This is a genomic window from Pseudomonas sp. O39 (assembly GCF_045447295.1).
Taxonomy (GTDB): Bacteria; Pseudomonadota; Gammaproteobacteria; order Pseudomonadales; family Pseudomonadaceae; genus Aquipseudomonas; species Aquipseudomonas antarctica_A.
Genome location: NZ_JBJGXV010000035.1, coordinates 21,147 through 46,802 on the forward strand (window position 1 = coordinate 21,147; position 25,656 = coordinate 46,802).

At 61.6% G+C, this 25,656-nt stretch carries 21 protein-coding genes; 3 read left to right on the forward strand and 18 right to left on the reverse strand.

Features of this window, described 5'->3' with window-relative positions:
- Window positions 1-75: 75 nt before the first annotated feature.
- The 7 genes from ACI77D_RS27995 to ACI77D_RS28025 all read right to left on the reverse strand — a co-directional run bounded on the left by ACI77D_RS27995 (window position 76) and on the right by ACI77D_RS28025 (window position 7,401).
- A complete protein-coding gene (locus tag ACI77D_RS27995; RefSeq protein WP_407017946.1) occupies window positions 76-1,524 on the reverse strand; it encodes an efflux transporter outer membrane subunit in 1,449 nt (482 codons plus the stop codon).
- Window positions 1,521-2,429, reverse strand: a complete 909-nt coding sequence (locus tag ACI77D_RS28000; RefSeq protein WP_407017947.1) for an efflux RND transporter periplasmic adaptor subunit — start codon at window positions 2,427-2,429, stop codon at window positions 1,521-1,523. Before ACI77D_RS28000 ends, ACI77D_RS27995 begins: the two co-directional genes overlap by 4 nt.
- The gene (locus ACI77D_RS28005; protein WP_016969155.1) at window positions 2,426-2,635 is read right to left on the reverse strand and encodes a DUF1656 domain-containing protein; all 210 of its coding nucleotides are present in this window, start codon (window positions 2,633-2,635) and stop codon (window positions 2,426-2,428) included. Before ACI77D_RS28005 ends, ACI77D_RS28000 begins: the two co-directional genes overlap by 4 nt.
- On the reverse strand, window positions 2,632-4,710 hold the full coding sequence (locus tag ACI77D_RS28010; protein WP_407017948.1) for an FUSC family protein: 2,079 nt from the start codon (window positions 4,708-4,710) through the stop codon (window positions 2,632-2,634). Before ACI77D_RS28010 ends, ACI77D_RS28005 begins: the two co-directional genes overlap by 4 nt.
- Window positions 4,707-5,126 carry a MarR family winged helix-turn-helix transcriptional regulator gene (locus tag ACI77D_RS28015; protein ID WP_064450112.1) on the reverse strand — a complete coding sequence of 140 codons (420 nt, stop codon included), beginning with the start codon at window positions 5,124-5,126 and terminating at the stop codon, window positions 4,707-4,709. Before ACI77D_RS28015 ends, ACI77D_RS28010 begins: the two co-directional genes overlap by 4 nt.
- Window positions 5,127-5,511: 385 nt before the next feature.
- Entirely contained in the window at window positions 5,512-5,757 is a 246-nt protein-coding gene (locus ACI77D_RS28020) for a DUF2789 domain-containing protein (RefSeq protein WP_407017949.1), read from the reverse strand.
- A 33-nt stretch (window positions 5,758-5,790) separates the two neighbouring features.
- Window positions 5,791-7,401, reverse strand: a complete 1,611-nt coding sequence (locus ACI77D_RS28025; RefSeq protein ID WP_407017950.1) for a glycosyltransferase family 39 protein — start codon at window positions 7,399-7,401, stop codon at window positions 5,791-5,793.
- Between the two features lie 193 nt (window positions 7,402-7,594).
- Here ACI77D_RS28025 and ACI77D_RS28030 point away from each other — a divergent pair, with 193 nt between their 5' ends.
- Window positions 7,595-9,751 (forward strand): outer membrane assembly lipoprotein YfiO, encoded by a 2,157-nt coding sequence (locus tag ACI77D_RS28030; RefSeq protein ID WP_407017951.1) that lies wholly within the window; start codon window positions 7,595-7,597, stop codon window positions 9,749-9,751.
- Complete coding sequence (locus ACI77D_RS28035) at window positions 9,748-10,452, forward strand: DUF3142 domain-containing protein (protein ID WP_407017952.1); 705 nt, start codon at window positions 9,748-9,750, stop codon at window positions 10,450-10,452. The genes ACI77D_RS28030 and ACI77D_RS28035 overlap by 4 nt, the downstream gene beginning before the upstream one ends.
- Before the next feature lie 109 nt (window positions 10,453-10,561).
- Here ACI77D_RS28035 and ACI77D_RS28040 read toward each other — a convergent pair whose 3' ends face one another.
- From ACI77D_RS28040 to ACI77D_RS28090, 11 genes are all read right to left on the reverse strand, one after another.
- Window positions 10,562-12,013: an efflux transporter outer membrane subunit gene (locus tag ACI77D_RS28040; RefSeq protein WP_407017953.1), complete on the reverse strand. Its 1,452-nt coding sequence runs from the start codon at window positions 12,011-12,013 to the stop codon at window positions 10,562-10,564.
- Window positions 12,010-13,068 carry an HlyD family secretion protein gene (locus ACI77D_RS28045; RefSeq protein WP_407017954.1) on the reverse strand — a complete coding sequence of 353 codons (1,059 nt, stop codon included), beginning with the start codon at window positions 13,066-13,068 and terminating at the stop codon, window positions 12,010-12,012. Before ACI77D_RS28045 ends, ACI77D_RS28040 begins: the two co-directional genes overlap by 4 nt.
- Before the next feature lie 15 nt (window positions 13,069-13,083).
- The gene (locus ACI77D_RS28050; RefSeq protein WP_407017955.1) at window positions 13,084-14,619 is read right to left on the reverse strand and encodes an MFS transporter; all 1,536 of its coding nucleotides are present in this window, start codon (window positions 14,617-14,619) and stop codon (window positions 13,084-13,086) included.
- 211 nt (window positions 14,620-14,830) lie between these two features.
- The gene (locus tag ACI77D_RS28055) at window positions 14,831-15,751 is read right to left on the reverse strand and encodes a LysR family transcriptional regulator (RefSeq protein WP_064450097.1); all 921 of its coding nucleotides are present in this window, start codon (window positions 15,749-15,751) and stop codon (window positions 14,831-14,833) included.
- A 52-nt stretch (window positions 15,752-15,803) separates the two neighbouring features.
- Complete coding sequence (locus tag ACI77D_RS28060; protein WP_407017956.1) at window positions 15,804-16,430, reverse strand: TonB family protein; 627 nt, start codon at window positions 16,428-16,430, stop codon at window positions 15,804-15,806.
- A gap of 131 nt (window positions 16,431-16,561) precedes the next feature.
- Window positions 16,562-17,410, reverse strand: coding sequence for an ABC transporter permease (locus tag ACI77D_RS28065; RefSeq protein ID WP_262666687.1), 849 nt, complete (start codon window positions 17,408-17,410; stop codon window positions 16,562-16,564).
- Window positions 17,411-17,420: 10 nt separating this feature from the next.
- Complete coding sequence (locus tag ACI77D_RS28070) at window positions 17,421-18,275, reverse strand: ABC transporter ATP-binding protein (RefSeq protein ID WP_407017957.1); 855 nt, start codon at window positions 18,273-18,275, stop codon at window positions 17,421-17,423.
- A 26-nt stretch (window positions 18,276-18,301) separates the two neighbouring features.
- The gene (locus ACI77D_RS28075) at window positions 18,302-19,195 is read right to left on the reverse strand and encodes a TauD/TfdA family dioxygenase (RefSeq protein ID WP_259763251.1); all 894 of its coding nucleotides are present in this window, start codon (window positions 19,193-19,195) and stop codon (window positions 18,302-18,304) included.
- A gap of 214 nt (window positions 19,196-19,409) precedes the next feature.
- Complete coding sequence (locus ACI77D_RS28080) at window positions 19,410-20,774, reverse strand: HlyD family type I secretion periplasmic adaptor subunit (RefSeq protein WP_064450092.1); 1,365 nt, start codon at window positions 20,772-20,774, stop codon at window positions 19,410-19,412.
- Window positions 20,764-22,920 carry a type I secretion system permease/ATPase gene (locus ACI77D_RS28085; RefSeq protein ID WP_064454832.1) on the reverse strand — a complete coding sequence of 719 codons (2,157 nt, stop codon included), beginning with the start codon at window positions 22,918-22,920 and terminating at the stop codon, window positions 20,764-20,766. Before ACI77D_RS28085 ends, ACI77D_RS28080 begins: the two co-directional genes overlap by 11 nt.
- Before the next feature lie 41 nt (window positions 22,921-22,961).
- Window positions 22,962-24,320, reverse strand: coding sequence for a TolC family outer membrane protein (locus ACI77D_RS28090; protein ID WP_064450091.1), 1,359 nt, complete (start codon window positions 24,318-24,320; stop codon window positions 22,962-22,964).
- Window positions 24,321-24,657: 337 nt separating this feature from the next.
- Between ACI77D_RS28090 and ACI77D_RS28095 the strand changes: the two genes are divergently transcribed.
- On the forward strand, window positions 24,658-25,656 hold a 999-nt coding region (locus ACI77D_RS28095; protein WP_407017958.1), incomplete at its 3' end, for a retention module-containing protein.

Below are 25,656 nucleotides of genomic sequence, written 5' to 3' on the forward strand. Positions count from 1 at the left end.
ACGCGAGCAGTGACAGGTAAGTCGGCCCTCATGCGAAGCGCATGGCGACTCACCTGTCAAAGCATAGCTTTTAGCTCAGGGTTTGCCGGATTGTGACGCTTGCGTTCGTCCGCTTTCCCAACCACCGCCCAACGCCAGGAATAGATCGATCTGGCTCATGGCAACCTGGGTGTTCGCCGCCGCCAGCTGCGCGCGTACATCCGTGTAGGTGCGGGTGGCTTGCAGGTCGGCCAGGAACGACGCGCGGCCGGCCTGGAAGAAGCGGTGCGTCTGCTCCGATGCCTCTTTGGCGGACTCACCGGCATCGGCCAGCGCATCGCGGCGTTGCAACTGCGCGGTGTATTGCGCAAGGCCGGTCTGGGTTTCGCGGATGGCGTTGAGCACCACCCCGTCGAAGTGCGCCAGGGCGCCCTGGGTCGCGGCTTCTGCTTCGTGAATACGTGCACGGGCACCGTTGGTCGGCACTGACCAACTGATCAGCGGGCCAAAGCCCCAACGGTTAGTGGCCGGCGTGCCCAGGTCATCGAGAAGACCGACGGTGCCTACCGTGGCCCCAATGCTGATGTCCGGGTACAACGCGCCGGTGGCCACGCCGATACGCGCAGTGGCGGCGGCCAGTTGGCGTTCGGCCTGGCGCACGTCCGGGCGGCGTTTTAGCAACGCGGCACCGTCGCCCACCGGCAGCAGTTGGGCGATGTGCGGCAGCTCGGCGCAGGTGTTGGTGCCTGCCGGCAGTTGGTTCACCGGCTTGGCGAGCAGCATCGACAAGCGGAACAAGCCCGCCTGGCGCGACGCTTCATAGCGCGGCATGTCGGCGCGCAAGGATTTGTATTGGGTCTGCGAGCGGGTCACCTGGGTTTCATCGCCGCGCCCGGCGTCGCGCAAGCGTTGGGTCAGCTTGGTGCTCTGACCTTGCAGGTCGAGGGATTGGTTGGCAATCGCCAGCTCTTCGTTGGCTGCGCACACTTGGGTGTAGGACCGCACCACGTCTGCCACCAGGGTAATTCGCGCGACATCGGCAGCCGCCTGCGCCGCGTCGGCGCTGGCCTGGGCGCTTTCAATGCCACGTTGCAAGGTGCCGAACAGATCGAACTGATACGAGGTGCTGATACCAACGCTGCCGATATTCCCTACCGGGACTTTTTCCGTCAGCAAAAAGGCTTCACCGGATTCCTGCAGGCGCTGGGCTTCGGCCTTGACCCCGGCGCTCCAACCACCGGCGGATTCAGCCTGTTGCGTCTGGTAGCGTGCGCGTTGCAGGTTGGCAGCGGCCACGCGCAGGTCGGTGTTGGAGGCCATGGCCTGGCGCACCAGCTCATCCAGGCGCGGGTCTTTGTACAGTTTCCACCAGTCAGCCGGCACCGGGGCCGACACGACGTTGCTGCCTTCGCCCGCAATCTGCCCTTGCAGGTCGCCCCGGTTGATCGCCGAGGTTTGCGGCAATTTGTAGTCCGGGCCTACCACCTGGCACGCCGACAGCAGCAAACCCAAGCTGGCCGTGGCCAGCAACGCCGCCGGTTTCATGGTTGTTCTCCCTGCTGCGCGCGGTCTTTGGCAGCGCTCCGGTCATCGATGATCGACACCGTGGCCGTGCGCCCGGCGATCATGCGAAAGTCCGCCGGCACATCATCAAAGGCGATCCGCACCGGAATCCGCTGGGCCAGGCGCACCCAACTGAACGCCGGGTTGACGTTGGGCAGCAGGTTGGAGCCGCTGGTGCGGTCACGGTCTTCAATACCGGCGACGATGCTCTGCACATGGCCCTGCAGGCGGGCATTGTCGCCGATCACGCGGATATCCACCGGCATACCGACGTGAATGCCGTCGAGCTTGGTCTCTTCGAAATAGCCGTCGATGTGGAAGGAATTGCTGTCCACCACCGAGAGCACCGGGCGCCCGGCCGTGACGAACTCCTGCGCACGCGGCGCACGGTCGTTGACGTAGCCGTCGACGGGGCTGCGGATCACCGAGCGGTCGAGGTTGAGCTGGGCGGCGTCCACGGTCACTTGCGCCTCGGCCAGGGCCGATTGGGCGCGGGCCACGCGGGACTGGCTTTCCTCCAATTGCTCACTCGGCACCAAATTGCCGAGGCCACGGTTACGTTTGTTTTCGCGCTGGGCCTGGGCCAGTGTTTCCTGGCGGTCAGCCACGGCGGCCTGGGCTTGGCGCAGGGCCAGCTTGAAGCGGTCCTGGTCAACGGCGAACAGCACTTGGCCCTTGGCTACCAACTGGTTATCGCGCACGTCCACCTGCTGGATCAACCCGGAGACGTCCGGGGCGATCTGCACAATGTCGGCACGGATATGCCCGTCACGGGTCCAGGGCGCAAACATGTAGTACATGACCATGCGCCACACAACGACGACCGCGAACGTCACGATCAACAGCGTGAGGACGACACGGCCGATGGTCAAAAAAGGTTTTTTCATGTCATCAGGTATCGACTGAGTGAGTCCACCGCGCCCAGCAACAGCGCGTAGAGCCCCACATTGAACAATGCCCGGTGCCAGACCAGGCGATAGAAGTGAATGCGCGTCAACAGCCCGTGCACCACCAGAAACAACACATACGTAATGCCCATCAGCACCAACAGCGTGGGCAGGAACACCCCGCTGATATCCAGATCACCGATCATAAAGGCGCTCCATCAGGTAACGGCGCTTCCCGCTCGGTGCCGTCAATAAATTCCACGCCAGGCAGCAACGACAAGCGCAGGCCAGCCAACGCGTGCAACAGATGCAGGCGGGTGTCTTCTTCATTTTGCAGGCCCTGGCCATTGAGGGCGCGGCGTGTGCGGTCGAGGGTCATCAGCAGACCACCGGGCGCGGGCAAGCGTTCACCGGCCTTGAGGCAGGCCTTGAAGTAACCGCCGACGCCTTCGACCACCTGGTTGAGCAACACCCGTGGCACGCCGTAGATGCGTGGCGAATAGGCCAACAGGTCGAGCAGGTTCAGCGCCACACGCAAATCGCGCAGGGCACTGCCGGTGTCCTGGCCGATGAGGGCCAGGCGCGGCAGGTGCTGCATCAGGCGGTCAAGCATTTGCACGGCCATGTGCCGGTGCTCGGCCAGGGTTGCGGGCTCGGTCAGGCTGACAATGTCGCGCCAGCTGAAACGGGTCAGGCGCTTGGCCGCCAGTTCGGCGCCGAACGGCCGTGCGATCAGCGTCCACACAAAGGCAAACAACAGGCCCACCGGCCCGGCCAGGTTGACGTTGGCGAAGTTCAGGAAGTCCGCGTCGTAGGCGCCCTGAATGCTGATGAACGATGAGGTGTTGACCAGCGTCAGCAGCATGCCCAAGTAAAACCGTGGCTGCACCGTGAGCGTGCCGATGCAGATAAACGGCACCGCAAACGCCAGCACCAGCATCGGGAAATCGTGCAGGTTGGGCAGCACCAGAAACAGATACAGGCTGGCGAACAGCACCGACATCGCGGTCCAGAAAAAGAACCGATATATCTGCGGCGCCGGGTCGTCCATCGAGGCGAAAAAGCTGCACGCCACGGCGGCCAGAATCACTGCGCTGCCGCCGTCGGGCCAGCCCAGCAGAATCCACAGCACCGAGGCGACGATGATCGCAGTGACGGTGGAAAACGCTGAATAGAACATCAGGCCATGATCGAGAAATGGCTTGAGCCGACCCAGGCGCCAATGGCGGTAGACGGCGCGCCAGGTGTCCTGGCTTTCGCACTGGATGGCGGCTTGCAGGCTGCGGCAGTCTTGCCACAGATCGACCCATTCGCCGAGGCGATACAGCGCGTTGGAAAACAGCAGCGTGTGGCGGTCGTCCAGTGCTTCGCCCTGGGGTTGGGCGGCGTCGATCTTGTCGCGCAGTACGCGCCAACGCTCCAGGGGCGCCTCGTCGGTGGTGCTGTCCAGACAGGCGCTGGCCGCTTGCAGCAAGGGTGTGAACTGATCAAGAAACTCCGGGGCGCGGTGTTCGATGGCGTAGATCGCATCGTCCAGAGCATCGATCACCGGCAGCAGGTGAATCATGCGCCCGCGCAGTTCCTTGGTATTACGCACCGTCTGCGGCCGCGCGCCCTCGTGGGGCAACTGGCCGATCATCAATTCCAGGGTGTTGAAGGTGGCGACCATGCCGCCGCGCAAGGTGCTGATTTCTTCAGGCGCCACGTTGCGCGTCAGAAAGCGCTGGCTATAGACCTGAGCGTCGGCAAACCACTTGGCCACCGAGCCATCAAACACCGGCATCAGGCGCCGCGGCCAGAACATTGCGCCGACTACGGCGGCTACAGCGATGCCGAGGAAAATCTCTTCGGTACGCGCCTCGGCCACATCCCACACCGCCAGCGGGTTATCCACCACCGGCAAGGCAATCAGCGGCAAGGTGTAGCCGGCCAACATCAACGCGTAGTTGTTCGCGGTACGCAGGTGCATGGACAGGAACAGCAAAATGCCCGTCCACAACGCAATCACCACCACCAGCACATACGGCGACTGCACAAACATCGGCACAAAAATCACCGCCGCTGCGGCGCCCATAAAGGTGCCGATAGCGCGATACAACGCCTTGGAGCTGGTAGGGCCGACAAACGGGCTGGAGACGATATACACGGTGGCCATCGCCCAATACGGACGCGGCATTTGCATGAGCATGGCGATGTACAGGGCGATCATCGACGCCGCAAACGTACGCACACCATAGAACCAGTCGCGGGCCGGCGGGAAACCGGCAAAAAATCCGTTCAAGGCGTTGCAACCTCAGCCGCTTCAAACGCGCGCAGTACGCGCAGCGCGGCCTCAAGATCGCCGTGGGCGATATCTGCCAACACGTCCTTACGCAACCGAACCAGTTGCACTTCCACCGCCTGCACCAGCTCACGGCCACGCTCGGTAAGGCTCAAGGCCTTGGCGCGGCGGTCGTGCACGTCTTCGGTACGGCACACGTAACCGCCACTGCACAGTTGGTCGAGCAGGCGCACCAGCGACGGGCTTTCCATCCCGGACGCCTGGGCGACTTTTACCTGGTGCACACCGTCGCCCAAGCGGCCGATCATCAAGAGCGGCACGGCGCAGGCTTCGGAAATACCGTAGCTCACCAGCGTGGTCTGGCAGATTTTGCGCCAGTTACGGGCGCCCACCACCATGCTGCTGCTGAGGTTCATCTGGAGTTGTTCGAGGGTTTGAGGCACTGGATTGTTCGCATACAGTTAGTTTGCTAACTATCAATATGGTGGATGCATTCAAAACCGTCAAGTTTTGAAACAAATTTATGGATGGGTGGCGAGAAGGTGAAGGTAAGTAAAGCGGGTTTGAGCGCGAGCGTCGGGTTTTCAGCGACACGATTGCGATGTCTTCAGCACCGACGACTACCAGTGGGAGCGGGCTTGCCCGCGATGACAGTGGTTCAGTCAATGCAGATGGCGACTGTCACAGCGCTATCGCGGGCAAGCTCGCTCCCACAGTTGGATCAGCGTTGGCATCCGGCCTGCCGTTCGGCCTGAGCATTGAGGCGGCGCTGGATTTCCTCCACCGGGAGGGAAAGGTTTTTTATAGCCCGCGCCCTTTACGCAACAACACATTCAACTCATCCACCACCTCTGCCCAATCCGCATCGTCCAGAATTTCCTCGCGTAAAAACGCGCTCTGGCTGGGCGTCCAGAAAAACGCATCCGCCAGATGCAGTTCAGGCTTGAGCGGCGAATGCACGGCCACAAACTTCTCAATACTGACCGGGTCATCCGGCAGCCCAAGCTGTTTGAACAGTGTCGGCAAGCTGTGCACCGGCAATTCCATGGCGAACTCCAGATAAAGACGTGTCAACTGAGTCTAGTGGCAACCCTCGGGTTGCGGCGGCGCTACGTTGCACAGCACGAACAACCGAGCCCTGGCGCCGCCACCATCGTGGCGGGTCAGCTCGCGCCAGCCTTCAGGCAGTGGCGCAAAATCATCCGGCGCTTCGTTGCTGCTGATCAACCATACGCGACGCGTATCGGCGGGCAGTGCCGTCAGCCGGTCGAGGTAAATGCGCCCACCGTCCTGGTCCACCAGAGTGCCGAAGCCATAGGCATTCGGCCGGGTCGACGTACCGTCGGGCTTGGGTGGGGTGTAGAGCTGCAACTGGGCATCGGTCTGGTCGTAATACACGTAGGGGAGGTACCACAACATGTCGCTGAGGACGATGCGGTCGTCTTCCTGGTAATTGCGGTTGACGAACTCCACCGGCACGTTGAATTGGTCATGTTCATCGACGGTAAAGTTGTTTTTCAACCCCAGCAGTTCCACACCGACAAACAGCACTAACAACACCCCACCCAGCAGTGACAGGCGCGAGGGCAGACGGTCAATGGCCAAGGCCACGAGGATCGGCAAGCCCAAGGCATACACCGTGAGGTAGCGCTCGATAAACACGGGGGAAATAAACGACACCCCGTATACCAACAGCAGCGGCAGCAGGAAAAACAGTGCCAAAAGGCTGGCCGGTCGGTAGCGTTCGCGGTCTCGCCAGACAGTCACCACAATCACTGCGACCAGCATTGACGGGAACAGCCAGAACAGCGGTGGCCAGAAACCAACGCCTTCGTCCTGGAGCAAAAGCTGCCAGATCATGGACGGCAACGACGACAGGTTGACCGGGTCTTCCCAGCCAATGTCCCCGCCTACCTTGAGTTGATCAACGTGCTGCACCAGATCCAGCAGATTTGGCAGCCAGGGCAGGTACAACAACACGATCACACTATTAACCGCCCACCACGCGGGGCGTGTGATTAAGCGCCGGCCCGAGAGCTGAGGGGCACCCAACAGCCCCAGGTAGACCCAGTGCACCACCACGCATAGCGCGGTGAAATAATGGGTGTAGAAACCGGCCGTCATCAGCAGCGCATAAGCCACCAAGTATCGCGTGCGCTCGGGTTGCCGCACCCAATACACCAACGCCAGCGTAGCGCCCAACAGCCACACGCCCAGCAGCGAATACATGCGCACTTCCTGGCTGTAGCGCACCGCCGTCGGCAGCAGCGCCAGCAGGATTCCCGCCAGCACAGCCGCGCGCCGGGTGGACAGTTGCCGTGTCAGCCAGAGCCCCAGGCCCACCGCAACCACGCCGGGGATCGCACTCATACCGCGCAAGGACAAGATCCCGTCACCAAACAGCTCGATCCAGCCGCGCAGCAGGAAAAAATACAGCGGCGGGTGCACATCATGGGCGGCGTGAAACCAAAGATCGCCCGCAGCGTATTCGCTGAGCAACAGGCTCGAAGCCTCGTCACCCCAGATGGCTGACGCCGTCAGGTTGTAAAAACGCAGACCCACCGCCAGCGCGAGGATAGGCACCCACCACAGCCGGCTAATCCAGGTAGCGCCTTGCCCAACCTGCAAGAGGCGATTAAACACGGGTAATGACCCAACCTTGTCGTCTTGCTCTACCACAGACCGTCGCACCTCGATTCCCCTGCCACTGCCCGTTAACAAGGCAAAAACTGCACGTATGCAAACACCCGCCACTCTAGGACAAAAGCCTCCGATTCGCTGCTGGAATCGGACAAATCTTTGATTTGTGTAGGCCTTCACCGAAGCATTTGTCGGATCACGCTATGATTAGCCCCTCAAAGGACTCAGGATCAAGGACTCGCTCATGCGCATCGGTTTTCTGTCACCTCTGGCCCTGGCATTGCTCACCGGCCTTTCATCCCAAGCCCAGGCCAGCGGCGATGACTCGTGTTACCCCGATTGGCGGGTCTCGCGCGACAGCCTTGAAGGGTGCAGCAACCTGCCATTCCTGAGCCCGGGCAATGACAGCCGGGTCAACCTGCGCCTGTTGCTGGCAGACAAGCAAGTCGCGCCCCTGACGCCGAATGCACTGAGCGAAACCGACCTTGAGGAAGGCTTCGGCCCGGTGCCGTTCCCGGTGTATCGCCTCACCCCAATGACCGACGCAGCCGTCGAAAAACCCAAGGCGGTGCCCACGCCCAGCAAACTCGATGAGCTGCTCGCACCTCTGGGTATTCAGCGTGAACACGACCAAGCGGCGGGTGACGCGTTCCTGACCGGCGAAGGCAGTCGCTGCCGCAGCAACGACGAAAGCAGCGCCACGGCGTTTATCAGCCAAGTGGTCAACGCCGATCTGCCTGAAGCGGAACGCCGGCTTTTGATCACAGGCCGTCTGAGTCTGCTGGGCGCCTGTACCTGGGAGGGTGCAAGCCTGGGTGACCCGGAGCAAATCCAGTCAGCCGCAGGCCGCGAGCTGCGCACATACCTTCAAGCCGCTGGCGATTTTTACAGCGGCCGTTTTGGCGACGCGCAACGCGGCTTTGTCGCCGCCGCCACCGGCAACCTGCCCTGGGTCAAGGAAACGGCGCTCTACATGATCGCCCGTACCGAGTTGAACCAGGCCCAGGAAAACGCCTTCGACGAATACGGCATGCCGCAATTGGAGCATGTGGATAAGTCCGTGTTGGCCGATGCGGATACCCGCTTCAACCTGTACCTGAAAACTTATCCACAGGGCGAATACGCTGCTTCCGCCCAAGGCCTGTTGCGCCGAGTGCATTGGCTGGCGGGCGATACCGACAAGCTGGCGAATGACCTGGCCGCGCAATTGAGCACCGAGCAGCGCAACGTGTCGTTGGACGACCTGGTGCAGGAAACCGACAACAAGCTGCTGAGCGCCATCAACAAACCTGCGGCGAACCCGCTGATGCTGGCCCTCAACGACTTGATGTGGATGCGTGCCGGTAACCCGCCCAAACTGACCCGCGAAGCATTGGCCGCACAGAAGCCGATCTTCGCCGAGGAGCCAGCGCTGTACGACTACGTGCAAGCGGCGTTTGCGCTGTACGTCGAGCATCAACCCGACAACACCTTGAAACTGCTGCCTCAGGACGTACCCGCCAACCTCGGCTACCTGGCTTTCAGCCAGCAGACCCTGCGCGGCCTGGCCCTGGAAGCCAAGAATGACTGGAAAAGCGCCGAAGCCCTGTGGCTGAAACTGTTGCCTCTGGCCAAGCAGCCCTTGCAGCGCGACCAGTTGGAACTGGCCCTGGCGATGAATTACGAGCGCAGCGGGCAACTGGCCAACGTGTTCGCGACCGACTCGCCAATCAGCTTCAAACAGGTGCGCTACATCTTGCTGCGCAACATCGCAGGCCAGGATTTGCTGCGCCAGCAGATCACCCAGGCCAGTGACCCGGCCGAGCGTGAAACCGCGCAGTTTGTGTTGCTGTACAAAGACCTGATGCGCGGCCAGTACGCCACGTTCGCCGAAGACCTCAAACAATTGGCGACCCCGGTGCCAGAGAACAAGCTCGGCACCAGCCTGGGTTATGTCTACACCGACGGTCGATCGCTGCGGTTGTTCCAGTGGAGCGGCGATAAAGCGGAGTCCGGCTACACCTGCCCGAGCATTGCGCAAATCGCGAGCGCCCTGCAGGCCGATCCGAAAAACCCCAAGGGCCTGAATTGCCTGGGTGAGTTCATCCTGCGCAACAATCTGGACGGCATGCCGCTGGACCAGGCGCGCGCCGCCGGCAGCCTGGGCAGCACGGCCTCGCTGTTCAAAGGCGAGACCTTCTCGCGACTCGACGGCTACCGGCAGGTCATCGCCAACCCCAAGGCGCCGCATAACGACAAGGCCTACGCGCTGTTCCGTGCGATCAACTGCTATGCGCGGGCTGGCTATAACAACTGCGGCGGTGTAGATGTCGACAAGTCCGTGCGCAAAGATTGGTTCCGCCAGCTGAAGACCGGGTTTGCCGACACTGAGTGGGCCGAGTCCCTGAAGTATTACTGGTGAAACACCTGTGGCTAGGCTTGCTGTTGCTGGCAAGCCCGGCCTTTGGCGCTGTCGACGCCCGCGACTATGACGCCTTCTGGCTGTGGAGCGGCGTCACGCCGCAGCCGGTACTCAAACAGGCAAAAACCCTGTACATCCTCCAGGGCCAAATCAACTCCACCCGCCGCGCGCCCCAGCTTGGCGTGCAGTTTATCGCCCAAGGCATCAGCGTCCCGCGCATCACCCGAGGCGACGTCTGGGTGGTGTACCGCGCCCACACCCTGCACTGGCCGGAACAGGTCTACACCCAGCTGCTCGGCCAGGTGCAACGCTGGCGCGAGGCGGGCAACCCGGTGGTCGGTATCCAGATTGATTTCGACGCCCGTACCCAATACCTGCACGAATACACACACTTCCTGCGCGACCTGCGCCAGCGCCTGCCCGCCGACCTGCTTCTCAGCATCACCGGCCTGATGGACTGGGGCAGCAACGCCGACCCGACCGCCATCGCCCAGCTCAAGGGCGTGGTGGATGAGGTGGTGGTGCAGACCTATCAAGGGCGCCACAGCATCCCGGATTACGCGGCGTATTTGCCCCGAATGAACCGGCTGGGGCTGCCATTCAAGGTGGGGTTGATTCAGGGTGGGGCGTGGGAAGAGCCGGGATATTTGAAGGGCAGTGAGTGGTTTCGCGGGTATGTGGTGTTTTTGCAGAACCCGTGATCACGCAGTACTCCCTGTGGGCTTGCCCGCGATAGCGTCAGTCCAGTCAACGTGGTGTTGAATGATTCGCCCTCATCGCGGGCAAGCCCGCTCCCACATGGAGAGGTATTCAACCTGCAGGAAGGGAGGCTGTTTCGGGGTAGACGGATTCCCAACCGCCACCCAACGCCTTGTACAACCCCACCATCGCCAACGACACGCCCGTGGAGCTTTCAACCCACTGTTCCTGCGTCGCCAGCAGCGCGCTTTGCACCGTGAGCACGTTGACGAAATCCACTACACCTTCGACGTACTGCTGTTGCGCGGTGCTCAGTGCTATCTGGTTCTGGCGCACCGCTTCGGCGAGGCTGTCGCGGCGCAGTTGCGTGGCGTTGTAGCGAGTCAATTGGTCGTCAATTTCATGCCAGGCGCGCAACACGGTTTGCTGATACGCCAGGGCCGCTTCCTGTTGCTGGGCTTCACGCAGGTTCAACATGCCTTGCAGGCGCCCGCCGTTGAACAGCGGCAGGCTGAACTGCGGACCGAAGGCGAACGCTCGGGAGCCCCACGAACCGAAATCCGATAACTGCAGCGCTTGGGAACCGAGGCTGCCGGACAGGGTGATACGCGGGTAGAAATCGCCTTTGGCCACGCCAATGTTGGCGGTGGCGGCGTGCAAGCGCGCCTCGGCCTGACGGATATCGGGGCGGCGTTCGGCCAACTCCGAAGGCAGGCCGATCGCGATCTGGCGCTGGGTTTGCGGTACGGCGGCGTCTTTGGACAATTGTGCGTGCAGCGCTTGCGGCGGCTCGCCCATCAACAGGCTCAGCGCGTTGATCAGCTGGTCCTGGCGCTGCTGCAAATCCGGCAGGCGCGCTTCAATGGCAGCGACCTGGGCGGCGGCTTCGGCCACGTCAAGGTCTGTCGCCACACCGTCGGCCAAGCGCAGTTGCGAGAGCTTGAGGCTGTGCCGGGCCACGTCGAGGTTTTGCTCGGTGACGGCACGGGTGTTCTGCACACCGCGCAGTTGGATGTAGTCCTGAGCGGTCTCGGCGAGTACCGATAAAAGCACGGCGCGGCGATCATTTTCCGCGACTTGCAGGGTGGCGTCGGCGGCTTCGGTTTCACGTTTGACCCGGCCCCAGAAGTCCAGCTCCCAGGCCGCAGAGAAGCCCATGTCCCACTGGTTGTAAGCCGACCGGCCACTCTCACCAGACGGGTCGTTCAAGCCTTTGCCACTGTTGCGTTGGCGCAGGTAATCACCCTTGGCGCTGACCTCGGGGTAACGCTCGGCGGTGGTCACCTGGCGCACGGCGCGGCTTTGTTGCAGGCGGCTGCTGGCCAGTTTGAGGTCGAGGTTATCGGTGAGCGCCCTGCGTGTGAGGGCCGAGAGTTGCTCATCGTGAAACACGTCCCACCAGCGCTCCTGCAAGGGATCGGTGACGGCGCGACTGGCAGCCTGACGCCCCTGGGGCTCGCTCCACTGCGTGACTTGCGGACCTTGGGGCCGCTGGAAATCCGGGCCGACGGTGCAAGCGCTCAGGCTGATCAGGCTCAAGGTGAGCCAGGCAAATGGCTTCATTGCTGGGCCACCTCACGCGGTTGCGCGACCGACTGGGTGTCGACACTGGCCTCCACCGACATGCCGACGCGCAGGCGCTCGGTCAGCGGTTGGTTCGGCTCGAGGATGATCTTCACCGGAATGCGCTGCACCACCTTGGTGAAGTTGCCGGTGGCATTGTCCGGCTTGACCGAAGCAAACGTCACGCCGGTGGCGGGTGCCAGGCTTTCCAGGTGGCCGTTGAGCAACTCGCCGTCGAGGCTGTCGACGCGCACCTGCACAGCTTGGCCAGCGTGCATATGCGACAGTTGAGTCTCCTGGAAATTAGCCACCACATAGGCCTCGGCCAATGGCACTACCGCGAGGATCTTGCTGCCTGGCGTCACATAGGCGCCGACCCGCACCGCACGCTCACCGACCATGCCATCCACCGGCGCAACGATGCGCGTGTAGGACAGCTGATAGCTGGCCATTTCCAGCGCGGCCTGGGCACGTTTGAGTCCGCCTTCGGCCGCATCACGCTGGGCGGTGAGGATTTCCACTTGCTTGCGTTCGGCCGCCAACACCGCCGTGGCACTGGCCAGGCGCGCGGTGGCCTGGTCGATGCGGGTCTTGGCTTGCTGCGCGTTCTGCACCGTGCCCGCCCCCACGCCGGCGAGGTGGTTGTAGCGGTTCAGTTCATGCTCGGCGAAGGCCACTTCTGCGCGGTCAGCCGACACGGTAGCCTGGGCCTGGGCAATCACCGAACTTTGTCGCTCCAGGGTCGCCGTGGCGTTTTTCAGCTGGGCCCGGGCGACCAGCGTATCGGCATCCGCCGCCTGGGCGGCAGCGCGAAAATCGCGGTCATCGATCAGCGCCAACAATTGGCCGGCTTTTACGCGCTGGTTGTCTTCCACCAGCACTTCCTTGATGAAGCCGGCCACACGCGGTGCGACCAGGGTAAAGTCGGCGGCGACGAAAGCGTCGTTGGTGGTCTGGCGCTTGCTGCCCAACAGGCCCGGCGCGACCAGATAAACCAACACGCCGACGGCAAACACGGCAATAACGGCGACGGCAATTTTGTCTTTGCGTTTCATGAGAAGTCCTTGAGGCTAGGTCGGTGCGCGAGGCGGAAAGATCCGCGTGGGCATCCAGAAAATCAGCAGGATCAACGCCACCGCGACACCGGCCATGACGTAATAGAGGTCCGAGGAGGTCAGTACCACGGCCTGTTGGTGCAGGCGGTGCGCCAGGCCCGCCGCATCGCCGTCGGCCAGCGGTGAGTTGCCCAGTCGGTCCACCAACATCGTCGAGTGGAAGTGCAAACGCTGGGTGGTCAGCACGTCGATCACGGCAGTGGCGACCACGGCGGCGAGGCCTTTGACGGTGTTGAACCACGCCGAGGCGAACGGCCCGTCCATGGGTTGGATGCTGCCGGTCGAAAGCATCAGCAGCGGCAACACCGCCATCGGCTGACCGAAAATTTGCAGCAGGTACAGGCCGTAGAAATCGTCGCGAATCCACTCCGAGGTCAGGTGTGCGCTGCCCACACAGCACAGCACCAGCATGCTCAAACCGATCCCCAGCACCCACCGGCAATCGACCCAACGCAGGTTGCACAGCGCCGCCACCAGCGGTAGCGCGATCAACTGCGGCAACGCCATCAGCAACATTACCGGCGCGGTTTGCAGCGGCCGGTAACCCTGGACCTGGGCGAGGAAACTCGATGGGATGATGATCACCGAGGTGAGCACCATCAGCACGCCGGCCAGTACAATCAGGGCAAACGCCAGGTTGCGCAGGCCAAGCATCTGCAACTTGAAGAACGGAATCGGCTGCGACCACTCGTTGATCAAAAACAGCACCAGCAACAGCGTGCCGCCGCTTAGCAGGAACGTGATCAGGCCGGACTCGAACCAGTCCAGGCGATTGCCCTGCAACAGCCCTATCACCAACATGCAGATGGCCGGGAAACCCAGCAGCAGGCCGCGCCAGTTGAACTGCTTGAAACGCTCCAGGCGCAACGGGTCTTGCGGCAAGCCGTAGGCCACCGCGGCCATCGCCAGCAGGCACGGCCCCACGATCTGCCAGAACGCCCACTGCCAGCCGACATATTCGGTCCACAACGCCGCCAACGGCGTGCCCAGACTGGGCCCGAAAGTAGCCGTGAGCGCATAGCCGGCCAGGCCATACAGCTTGACGTTGGCCGGCAGGAAACGCAGCGCCACGGTCATCAGCATCGGCGGCAACGCGCCGCCGGCCAGACCTTGCACGGTACGCAGCACCAACAGGCTTTCGTAATTCGGCGCAAACGGGCACAGGATCCCCAGCACGGTGAACAAACCGATGGCGCACAGCGTGAAGCGGCGCAGGGAAAACGTCACCGAACACCAGGGCGCAAAGGCCATGGCCGCGACGGAGGTGGCCGTGTAGGCCGCGACCAGCCAGGTGCCTTCGTCAAAGCCGATGTACAGCGCACCACGAATATCAGCGAGGGCGACCTTGGTGACCATCTCGTTGAGACCGGAGACCAGCACCGCCAACAACACGCCGACCAATCCAATGATGATGCGCGGGCCGAATACGGGCGGGTTCAGGGCTGTAGGTTTGGCTGCAGCCTGGAGGGCGGGGGCAGCGAGGGATGTCATGAACAGGTAACTCGGGATTATAAATACCCGAGCAGTTTAATCAGGCTTATACATGACAAAAAAGTTACTTGTCGGCAGGTTATAAGTGCGCCAGACGCAACTGTTAAGAACTACGAAATTCTGTGGGAGCCGGGCTTGCCCGCGATGCAGACAACTCGGTCTGTCAGGCAGACCGAGGTGAGGCGATCGCAGGCAAGCCAGCTCCCACAGTTTAAGTGGGTTGGGCTTCCAGCCACGTGGCATGGCAGCTCTCGCGCATAGTCTCACGCAGCCACTTATGGGCCGGGTCTTTGTCAAAACGCGGGTGCCAGGATTGGGCCAACACCAGCGTCGGTAGGGAGATCGGCAGCGGGAATGAGCGCAGTGGCAGGTTCAGGCGCGTGGCACTCAAGAGGGCTTCCTTGGGCACCGGCAGCAGCAGGTCGGAATCGGGCAGCATGAACATCGCACCGTGAAAGCCGGGCGCGATCATCGCCACGCGGCGCTCCAGGCCCTGGGCGTTCAGCGCAGTATCAATCGGCCCACGGGCGATGCCACGCCGCGAGATGCTGATGTGGGAATAACTGGCGAAACGCGCGGCGGTGATTTCTTCGTCGAACAGCGGGTGATCTTCTCGTGCCAGGCCGACGAAGGTGGTGGAAAACAAATTCTGTACTTTCACTTCGGGGCTGGACGGCAGCGTGTTGCTCACGCGCAGGTCCAGACGGCCTTCACGCAGCGCATCGTCGTCGGTATCGCCTTCGGGCACGAAACACAGCTCGCACAGCGGCGCCATGCGCTCCATGGTGTCGAACAGCCGACCGCCATACACGCCGACAAAAAAGTCATTGGCCCTCACGCTGAAGCGGCGGCGCAATGTGCTCAGGTCTACCTGGTCGGCCGAGCGAAACAGTAGCGCCGCCTGCTCTACCACGTTGCGCACCTGGCTTTGCAATTGCAGCGCCTTGGGCGTCGGCACCAGGCCGCGGCCGGCGCGCACCAGGATCGGATCGCCCACGGCCTCGCGAATCCGCGTGAGCGTGCGGCTCATGGCCGCCGGGCTCAGGTTCATGCGCCGCGCGGCACCCACCACACTGCCTTCGTCAAGCAAGGCGTCGAGGGCGACCAGCAGGTTCATGTCCGGTAGTTGCATGCCAAGCACTCGTGACCAATGGGGAGTGAGTTGGGCGCAATCGTAGCAGGCTTTACAGGTAACGCTTCAACTTACGAGGCAGGTATTCAGCGTAGGTTCTCTTGGGATAAGCCTGGCACTTGCGCACGATTTCCGGCAACGCGCTTTCCAGCTCGTCGGCGCGGGCCAGGCCTTCGTTGTAGTCGTCTTTGCCGCTTAATGCCGGGAACATCACCGCCACTCGGGTAATGGCAAAGCTCTTCATGGCGATCAACGGGCGGGTGGGATGGTCGCGACGGAAATGGCTGACTTCCTCGTTCAACGCACTGCAGGATTGATAGGTGGTTTGTGTAAAGGTCAGTTGAACCGTTTCGGTTGTTGGCAGTTCAGGCGTGAAGACCATGTCGTTTTGCGCCTTGATCACCGATGGCCGATCAGCTGTCACTGCCCAGGATTTGAAGCGCCATTGTGTGGCTGCTTCCACTGCAGCGGCGCCGAAAGCCGGCTTGGTGGCGCTGAGCGCTTTGACATCGCTGACCGTACCGTCGCTGTGAATATTCAGGCTGATGCGCGCATGCCCCTGGGTGGCGGTCAACGTTGCCGGGTAGTGCGGCTTGGCCATGGATATCGCTTCGGGCGCGAACTCAGCAAGAACCGGGGTGGACAATAACAAGGCCGCTGCCAAGACAATAAACCGCATCTTCGTAAATCCTTTTATCGGGCATGCCTGACGCCAGGACGGCGTCAGAGGTGGCCGGCATTATCGGAGCCAGCGCAGCCAAAGAGCAATCGTTCCTATTTGAACAGGAACGGTCTTACGGATAAGTCGGATCAGCGCTGCATGCCCCAACGCTTCACCGTCAGCCGCTCGAAGGTGTCGAACACCAGGTTTTCCACGAGCAGGCCGATCAGAATCACCACGGCCAAGCCGGCAAACACCTTGTCGGTGTACAGCTCATTCCGGTTCTGGAAGATGTACCAGCCCAAGCCGCCCTTGCCGCTGGTGGCGCCGAAGACCAGCTCGGCGGCGATCAGCGTACGCCAGGCAAACGCCCAGCCGATTTTCAGGCCCGCCAGGATCGACGGCAGCGCCGCCGGGATCAGGATGAACAGCACAAAACGTATGCCCTTGAGGCCATAGTTGCGACCGGCCATGCGCAGGGTTTCGGACACGCCAAGGAACCCGGAGTAGGTATTCAGCGCCAAGGCCCACAGCACCGAATGCACCAGCACGAAGATCAGGCTGTTCTGCCCGAGGCCAAACCACAGCAGCGCCAGCGGCAGCAACGCAATCGCCGGCAGCGGGTTGAACATCGAGGTCAGTGTGCTGAGCAGGTCGCGTCCCAATTGGGTCGACACCGCCAGCGTGGTCAAGGCGAACGCCAGCACAATGCCGATCAGGTAGCCCTTGATCAGCACCGCCAGCGAGATACTCACTTTGCTGAGCAACTCACCACTGAGCAGGCCGTCGAACAGTGCGTGCGAGGTCTGCAGGAAACTTGGCAGCAGCAAGTCATTGTTCTGATAGCGGGCGACTGCCTCCCAGAGGATCGCCAACACGATCAGGATCAGGCCCTTACGCAGCCAACCTTGCTGCCACAGGCGTTGACGCAAGGGGAGCTCGCGCTCCACGGGGACGCTGAGCAGCGGTTCGAGGGTGACTTCAAATTCCTGGCGCATGGGTGTCCCTTCAGTAGGCGATGCGGATATCAGCGAAACCCAACTCACGTTCGGCCTCGGGCGCTTCGTCAAACAGCAGCCGATGAATCCGCCGCGCCGACGCCTGGAACGCCGCGCCACCCAGGCTGTGCAGGTCATATTGATGGCTGTGAATTTCCGCACGCACACGCCCGGGATGCGGCGACAGCAACAAGATGCGATTGCCCACCACCAACGCTTCTTCGATGGAGTGGGTGACGAACAACAGGGTGAAGCGCACCTCTTCCCACAGCAGCAGCAACTCTTCCTGCATTTTGCGTCGTGTCAGGGCATCGAGGGCGGCGAAGGGTTCATCCATGAGCAGGATTTTCGGTTGCATGGCCAGCGCACGGGCGATGGCCACGCGGGCTTTCATGCCGCCGGAAAGGGTATGCGGGTAAGCATCGGCGAAGGCACTGAGGCCTACTTTTTCGAGGTAATGCAGGGCCCGCTCTTCGGCTTCGCGACGCTTCAAGGTTTTCGACGCCAGGAGCGGGAACATCACGTTCTGCTTGACGGTTTTCCACGGCGGCAGTTGGTCGAACTCCTGGAACACCACGATGCGATCCGGGCCGGGCTCATCGATCTTTTGCCCCAACAGGCGAATCTCGCCTTCGCAGGGCTTGATAAACCCGGCGATGGACTTGAGCAAGGTGGATTTGCCGCAGCCTGAGGGGCCGAGCAGTACGTAACGGTCGGCCGGGTCGATCTCGAAACTGACCTGGTGCGTGGCCCGCACCACGCGTTCGGGGGTGCGGTATTCAAGGCTGACGTTATCCACCGCCAACAGGGGTTCGATGGCGGTATTCAGGTTGCTGGCCGCGTGGCCTTGCAGGGGCGCGTTCATTTCAACTCTCTTGCCGGGAATAAGCTTCAGAAAGGCGCGTCGCCCTGGATGGTGGTGCGAAACAGCTTGCGGCGCAGATAGCTGGGGCAACCCGCGGCCAGGTGGATCAGCGAGCGGTTATCCCAGAACACCAGGTCGTGGGGCTGCCACTGGTGGCGGTAGATATTTTGCGGCAGCACGCTGTGGGCGTAGAGCTGGGCCAACAGATCGCGGCTTTCGTCTTCCGGCAGACCGACGATGCGGGTGGTGAAACCTTCGCTGACGAACAGCGCTTTGCGCCCGTTTTCCGGGTGGGTACGCACAATCGGGTGCACCACTTCCGCCACTTGGGCCAGTTGCTCGGGCGTCAGGGCCGGGCGCCAGTTGCCTTCGAATTTGGTCTCGCTGTAACGCGCCGTGTAGGAGTGCGCAGCGCTGCGCCCCTCCACGGCTTTGCGCAGGTGCTCGGGCAATTGGTCCCAGGCTTTGTGCATGTCGGCGAATAACGTGTCGCCGCCCTCGGAGGGCAGCTCCTGGGCGTGCAGCATCGAGCCCAGGCTGGGCAGCTCTTTGTACGACAGGTCCGAATGCCAGAATTTACCCGCGTCGCCCAGGCCGATGGATTGGCCGTTTTCGATGATATTGGAGACGATCAGGATTTCCGGGTGGTTGGCCAGCAGGAACTGTTTGAGCACGTGGATCTGCAGCACACCGAAGCGACGGCTGAAGGCGATCTGTTGTTCGGGGGTGATTCGCTGGTCGCGGAAGACCACCACATGGTGGTCGAGGTGAGCGCGATGAATGCGCGCGAAGTCCTCGTGGTTGACCGGGCGGGATAAATCCAGGCCGATGATCTCGGCGCCGACACTACCGGGGAACGGGCGAATCTCGAAAGATTGGGCGGTAGAGGTCGCTGTTGGAACAGTAGAGGTGGCGGACATGAGGGCACTCCCGGTCGGACAGGGGAGTGACTTTATAGATATAAGAACGGACGCTTAAATACCGTTAGCGAATATCGATATGCATTAGGGTTGGGATCTGCAGTGAAGCTGATGGCGCCATCGCAGGCAAGCCAGCTCCCACATTTGAATGTGTTCACAAATCAACATGTGGGAGCTGGCTTGCCTGCGATGAGGCCCTGGCAGGCGATAGAGATTACCGCTCGTGCAACGCCTCGGCCCGCGCCTTGATGATCGGCTTGAGCAGGTAGCTCAGGATGCTTTTCTTGCCGGTGATGATGTCCACCGACGCGACCATGCCGGGGATGATCAGCAGCGGCTTCTCATCGGTGCCCAAGTGGCTGCGGTCGGTGCGCAAGGTGATCATGTAGTAAGTGGTTTTTTTGTCTTCATCGGTGATGGTATCGGCACCAATGCGTTCCAGCTTGGCCTTCAGGCCGCCGTAGATGGTGTAGTCATAAGCGGTGAATTTAACGATCGCTTCTTGCCCCGGGTGCAGGAAAGCAATGTCTTGCGGGCGGATCTTGGCTTCCACCAGCAGGGTGTCGTTGAGCGGCACGATTTCGACCATGTCGCTGCCCGGCTGGATCACGCCGCCCACGGTGTTGACCAGTAACTGCTTGACGATACCGCGCACTGGCGAGGTGACCAGCGTACGGCTGACACGGTCTTCGAGGGCGCGGCCAGTGGATTCGGCCTTGTTCAGTTCGGTGCGGGCTTCGTTGAGCTGGGTCAGCGCTTCACTGCGGAATTTGCCACGGGTTTCGTCGATCTTGCGCTGCACTTCCTTGATCGCCGATTCGGCGCGGGGAATCGCCAGGGTGGTGGCGTCGAGCTGACCGCGGGTTTCCATTTCGGCGCGCTTGAGGCGCAAGACTTCAACCGGCGACACCGCACCCTGCGCCACCAAGGGCTCGGACATGTTGATTTCCTGGCGTTGCAGGGACAACTGGCTGCGGTACTGGCCTTGTTTGGAGGTAAATTCGCGCAGTTCCTGCTGGCGCTGCACCAATTGCTCCTGCAAGCCACCCACTTCGTCCTTCAACTGCTGGCGGCGGCTTTCATACAAGGAGCGCTCGTTGGCGGCCTGGCTTGGGGCGGCCTTGAGTACCTCGTCAGGGATGTTCAGCGGGCGATCATCCACCTGCGCGCTCAGACGCTCGACACGCAGTTGCATGGCCAGGCGCAAGGCTTCGGTTTCACCGGCATTGGAGACAAACCGCGTGTCATCGAGGCGAATCAACGGTGCGCCAGCCTCTACGATCTGGCCTTCTTTCACATATAACTCGGAGACGATGCCGCCTTCCAGGTTCTGGATTTTCTGCAGCTTGGACGACGGAATCGCCTTGCCGTCGCCACGGGTGACTTCGTCGATGCTGGAGAACCCCGCCCATACCACCAGAAATACAAAGAACGCGATGATCGCCCAGATGGTCAGGCGGATAACCCGCGGTGCATCTTCGATCAGGGCTTTGTTGACCTCGGGCAGGGGCTGGTTGCGCAGGGAGTCGGAGCCTTTGAAATAGCGGCCGACCGCGCTTTTGATGGAGTTAAGCAACACTGATCTGCCCCTTTTTCAACGCTTCCATAACCACGGCTTTCGGGCCATCCGCGAGGATCTGCCCACGGTCGACGACCAACAGGCGGTCCACCAGAGAGAGCAGTGAGGCACGGTGGGTGACCAGCACCACGGTCTTGTTTTGCACCACGGCTTGCAGGCGTTGCTTCAAGCGTTCTTCACCGGTGTTATCCATGGCGCTGGTGGGTTCGTCCAGCAGCAGGATGGGCGGGTTGAGCAACAATGCGCGAGCCAGGGCGACGTTCTGACGCTGGCCGCCGGACAGGTTCTGCCCACGCTCGCCGACTTGCAGCTCATAGCCCTGGGGGTGCAGACGCGCGAATTCGTGCACGCCGGCCAGCTCCGCGGCTTGCAGGACCATTTCATCTTCTACATAACGCGCACCGGACACCAGGTTGTCACGCAGGGTGCCGGCCAGCAATTGGATATCTTGGGCGACGTAGCCGATGTTGTGGCGCAGTTCGCTCACATCGATCTGGCGCACGTCGACGCCGTCCACCAGCAACGCGCCGGAGTCCGGCTGATAAAGACCGACGATCAGTTTGGCGAGGGAGCTTTTACCTGAACCACTGCGGCCGATGATGCCGATTTTCTCGCCCGGCTTGATCACCAGGTTGATGTTTTTCAGCGCAGCGTTCTGTTGGTTCGGGTAGGTAAAGTTCAGGCCCCGACACTCGATGGCACCTTGCAGGGTGCGACGGCTCATCGGGCGCTCTTCGAAATTGCGCTCCTGGGGCAGCTCCATCATCTGGTCCACCGAGGTCATGGTGACCTTGGCTTGCTGGTAACGGGTCAGCAGGCCGGAGAGCGAGGCCAGAGGGCTCAAGGCGCGGCCGCTGAGCATGTAGCAGGCAATCAGGCCGCCCATGCTGAGGTTGCCGTCGATGATCTGGTACACGCCGAACACAATCATGATCACGCCAGCCAGTTGCTGGATCAGCAGGGTCATGTTCATCGACAGGCCCGACAGCAACTTCACGCGCAGCTCAAGCCGGCTCAGGGTGCCAATGGTTTGCTCCCAGCCGTACTGGCGCTCGCTTTCGGCGTTGTTGACCTTGACCGCGTCGAGCCCGGCGAGGGTTTCGATCAGGCTCGACTGGCGCTCGGCGGCCAGGGCCATGGTTCGTTCCATGGTCGCCACCAACGGTTTTTGCAGGGCGTAGCCAATGCCCAGGGCAAGCGGGAACGCCAGCACCGGAATCCACACCAGGTGGCCGCCGAGGATGGCGATCACCAGGAAAATCAGCAGCGTGAACGGCAGGTCGATCAGGCTGGTGAGGGTCAGCGACGCGAGGAAATCGCGCAGGCTCTGAAACTCATGGATGTTCTGCGCAAAGCTGCCGACCCGCGCCGGGCGGTACTTCATGGACATGCCGACGATGCGCTCGAACAGCGTGGCCGAGATGATCAAGTCGGTCTTTTTACCGGCCAGGTCCAGGCACAGGCTGCGCAGGCTTTTGAGGATCAGGTCGAACAGGTAAGCGCCGCAGATGCCCACGGCCAGCACCCACAGGGTGGCAGTGGCCTGGTTCGGCACGACGCGGTCGTACACATTCATCACAAACAGCGGCGCGGCCATGGCGATGATGTTGATCAGGAAGCTCGCAGCGATGGCATCGGTGTAGAGCCAGCGTGAGCGCATGAGGGTGTCACGGAACCACGAACGCGCCCGGGGAATCAGGGAGCCGTGGTTGACGTCGAATTTGTGCTGAGGCTGGGCGAAGAAGACCTTGCCGATGTAGTCGTCCGCCAACTGCTCACGCTTGATCAGCACTTCACCGCCGTCGCTTTCGCTGAGCAGGATCCGCGCTTCGTCTTCGCCTTGCCAGCCGACCAGCACCGTACTGCGACCGTCTTTGAGCAGCAGCAGCGCTGGCAGTGCAATTGTCGGAATCTGTTCGAGCTTGCGTTGCAGCAACCGCCCCTGCAGCCCGGCACGCGCGGCGGCGCGAGGCAGCAGCTCAGCGCTCAACCGCTGCGAAGGCAGCGGCAGGCCGGTGGTGAGCATGGCTGCGCTGGCGGGTTTTTGATGCAGGGCACAGAGCGCCAACAACCCGTCCAGTAACGGATCGTCGTGCAGCGTGCGTGGATCATGACTGAGATGAACTCGACTGACTTCGGATTCCACGCGCTGCACTCTCGACTAACAGATGGGGCTATTGGGGTGACTCAATTCATCCCAGGCAGTTGGACTTTAGGCTTCACGTCGTTTTGCACGACGGAGGCCATCGGTGCGACCACTCCCTGGCTTTTGAGCAATTCGCCCATGGTCGCCTTGATTCGATATTGAGTAAATAACTGAATGTTCTTGATCTCTTCCAAGCGACGGGAAGCGGTGAACAATTCGTTCTCACTGTCGAGCAAATCCAGCAGGGTACGTTGGCCCAGACTAAACTGCTGCTGGTAGGACGTGCGCACCCGGGTGCTGTGATCCACGTATTGCTGGGCTACCGGCAACTGCGCATTCGCATTGTTCAAGGCGTTCCAGGCCAGGCCCAGTTCTTCATTGAGTTGGCGCAAGGCGTTGTTGCGGATATCCAGTGCCTGGCTGGCCTGGTACGACTTGGATTGCAGGTCAGCCTTGTTGCTGCCACCGGCGAACAGGTTGAAGCGCATGCGCACCATGGCTTCCCAGCCGTTGTTGTGGCTGGCGTCGCCGGACACGTTGTTGTCGGCGTTGGTGCCGAGCTCGGCATCAAAACGCGGGTAGAACGTGGATTTAGCGGCTTCGTACTGGCTCTCGGCGGCGGAAATGTCCGACTCGGCCGAACGCAGGATCGGGCTGTTGTCGAGCATCTGGCGGCGCGCTTCATTCAGGTCTGCCGGCAGCATGGCCATGAACGGGGCCGGGCGTTCGAGCTGGTCGGGCATCTGGCCGACGGCACTGAGGTAGTTGACCTGCGAGTCGGCCAGGTTGGTCTGCTCGGTGATCAGGTTGTTGCGGGCCTGGGCCAGGCGCGCTTCGGCCTGGTCCTGGTCGGCGCCGTTGCCAACGCCGCGCTGGGTGCGCAATTTGATCTGGTCGTAGATGCGTTCGTGGTTGCGCAGATTTTCTTCAGCCAGGCGCACGAACTCGCGACGGGTCAGCACATCCAGGTACACCTGGGCAACGGTCAACCCGGTGCGCTCGGAGGTACCCAGCAAAGAGTAAGCACGAGAATTAACGTTGGCTTGTTGACGCCCGACTTCGCTGGAGGTGGCGAAACCGTCAAAAATCATTTGTTGCAGGCGCAGGCTGGATTCGCCGCGATTGAGCGTGTCCCAGTGGTTGCCGTTTGGGCCGTTGGCGGCACGGGTGGTGGAGTTATCGGTGCCTTCACGGCCGTAACCGGCGTTCAGGTCAACGCGCGGCAGGTAACCACCTTGGGCGGCGCGCAATTGGTAATCGGCGGCGATACGACTATTTACACCGGCTTGAATTTCCGGGTGCACATCCAGCGCCTGCTGCATGGCCTGGGGCAATGTTTGGGCTTGTACAAAACTGGCGGCGAGGACGAACGGTATTGCCTTAAACAGGTGCAGACGCATTAAAAAATTCCCCAGGACTTCTTGTCTCAAATCACAGCGATTGGCCTCGCTGCGTCGGATAATGGCTACCGTTATGACCGTACGTCGGAAAGTTCAAAAAGCGGAACTGCTTCACACATGTAGGACGGTTCGCCGCATAAATATCAATGTGACATTACGGAGGCGATTGTTTAGGATGGCGACCAGAAGGTCAATAGTTTGGCATAAACTAGATCGCTAAAAAATATAGCCAAATATTTGACGTCATTAACACCATAGACTACGCCCCTACTGTCTGGCGCCCTAACTTGGGCTGCCACATGGATTTCATCAGAACGGAACGCCGGAGAAAATTTTAATGAGCAGTGTTGTTGCCATCGTCAAAAGCATTGTTGGTCAAGTTTTCGTTATTTCTCCGGAAGGAACGCGCCGAGTCCTCGTTGAGGGCGACCGCCTGTTCGCAGGCGACCAGGTAGACACCGGCCTGTCTGGCGCTGTCAGCCTGGAGCTGGCCGACGGCCGCACACTGGACCTGGGCCGTGATACCCAATGGAGCGCCGATTTGCCGGACTCCAGCGCCGACCTGGCTGCTGCCGCTGAAAACGCTGCGCCGTCGGTTGCCGAGCTGCAACAAGCCATCGTCGCGGGCGCCGACCCGACCACCGACCTGGAAGCTACCGCTGCCGGCGCGACTGCGGCCGGTAACGGCGCTGCAGGCGGGGGCCACAGTTTCGTTGTACTGGATGCAACCGCTGGCCGTGTCGACCCCACGATCGGTTTCCCGACCGGCCCGCTGGGCCAGGGCGCTTCGACACTGACCCAACTCACGGGCGCCCAGGCCGCCGCCAATACGGGCAACCTGGCCTTGCAGGCCTCGACGCTGAGCCTGAGCGCGACCCCAACCATCACCGAAGGCGGCGGCGTACTGACCTACACCGCCACCGTGACCCAGGCGCCATCCAGCGACCTGAGCATCACCTTGTCCAATGGCGCGGTGATCACGATCAACGCCGGCCAGCTGACCGGCACCGTCAACGTACCGCTGGCACCGAATGACAGCCCCTACATCGACGCAAGCCAGATCACCGTCAACGTCACCGGCACCACCGGCGGCAACAACCTGGTACTGACCCTCGACCCTAATCCGGCCGTTACTCAGATTACCGATACCATCGATACCACTACCGTTACGCTGACCGCAGGTCAAAACGTGACCGAAGGTGGGCAGATCACCTACACCGCTACGTTGACCAATCCTGCGCAGACTCCGGTAACTGTCACCTTGAGCAATGGCTCGGTGATTACCATCAAGGCTGGCGAGTCGGTTGGCACTGTTGTGGTCGATACCCCGGCTAAT

Bases quoted from the DNA above. Each gene is read 5' to 3' on its own strand.
- ACI77D_RS27995 (WP_407017946.1), bottom strand. From the start codon at position 1,524: ATGAAACCGGCGGCGTTGCTGGCCACGGCCAGCTTGGGTTTGCTGCTG.
- ACI77D_RS28000 (WP_407017947.1), bottom strand. From the start codon at position 2,429: ATGAAAAAACCTTTTTTGACCATCGGCCGTGTCGTCCTCACGCTGTTG.
- ACI77D_RS28005 (WP_016969155.1), bottom strand. From the start codon at position 2,635: ATGATCGGTGATCTGGATATCAGCGGGGTGTTCCTGCCCACGCTGTTG.
- ACI77D_RS28015 (WP_064450112.1), bottom strand. From the start codon at position 5,126: ATGAACCTCAGCAGCAGCATGGTGGTGGGCGCCCGTAACTGGCGCAAA.
- ACI77D_RS28020 (WP_407017949.1), bottom strand. From the start codon at position 5,757: ATGGAATTGCCGGTGCACAGCTTGCCGACACTGTTCAAACAGCTTGGG.
- ACI77D_RS28030 (WP_407017951.1), top strand. From the start codon at position 7,595: ATGCGCATCGGTTTTCTGTCACCTCTGGCCCTGGCATTGCTCACCGGC.
- ACI77D_RS28040 (WP_407017953.1), bottom strand. From the start codon at position 12,013: ATGAAGCCATTTGCCTGGCTCACCTTGAGCCTGATCAGCCTGAGCGCT.
- ACI77D_RS28045 (WP_407017954.1), bottom strand. From the start codon at position 13,068: ATGAAACGCAAAGACAAAATTGCCGTCGCCGTTATTGCCGTGTTTGCC.
- ACI77D_RS28050 (WP_407017955.1), bottom strand. From the start codon at position 14,619: ATGACATCCCTCGCTGCCCCCGCCCTCCAGGCTGCAGCCAAACCTACA.
- ACI77D_RS28055 (WP_064450097.1), bottom strand. From the start codon at position 15,751: ATGCAACTACCGGACATGAACCTGCTGGTCGCCCTCGACGCCTTGCTT.
- ACI77D_RS28060 (WP_407017956.1), bottom strand. From the start codon at position 16,430: ATGCGGTTTATTGTCTTGGCAGCGGCCTTGTTATTGTCCACCCCGGTT.
- ACI77D_RS28065 (WP_262666687.1), bottom strand. From the start codon at position 17,410: ATGCGCCAGGAATTTGAAGTCACCCTCGAACCGCTGCTCAGCGTCCCC.
- ACI77D_RS28070 (WP_407017957.1), bottom strand. From the start codon at position 18,275: ATGAACGCGCCCCTGCAAGGCCACGCGGCCAGCAACCTGAATACCGCC.
- ACI77D_RS28075 (WP_259763251.1), bottom strand. From the start codon at position 19,195: ATGTCCGCCACCTCTACTGTTCCAACAGCGACCTCTACCGCCCAATCT.
- ACI77D_RS28090 (WP_064450091.1), bottom strand. From the start codon at position 24,320: ATGCGTCTGCACCTGTTTAAGGCAATACCGTTCGTCCTCGCCGCCAGT.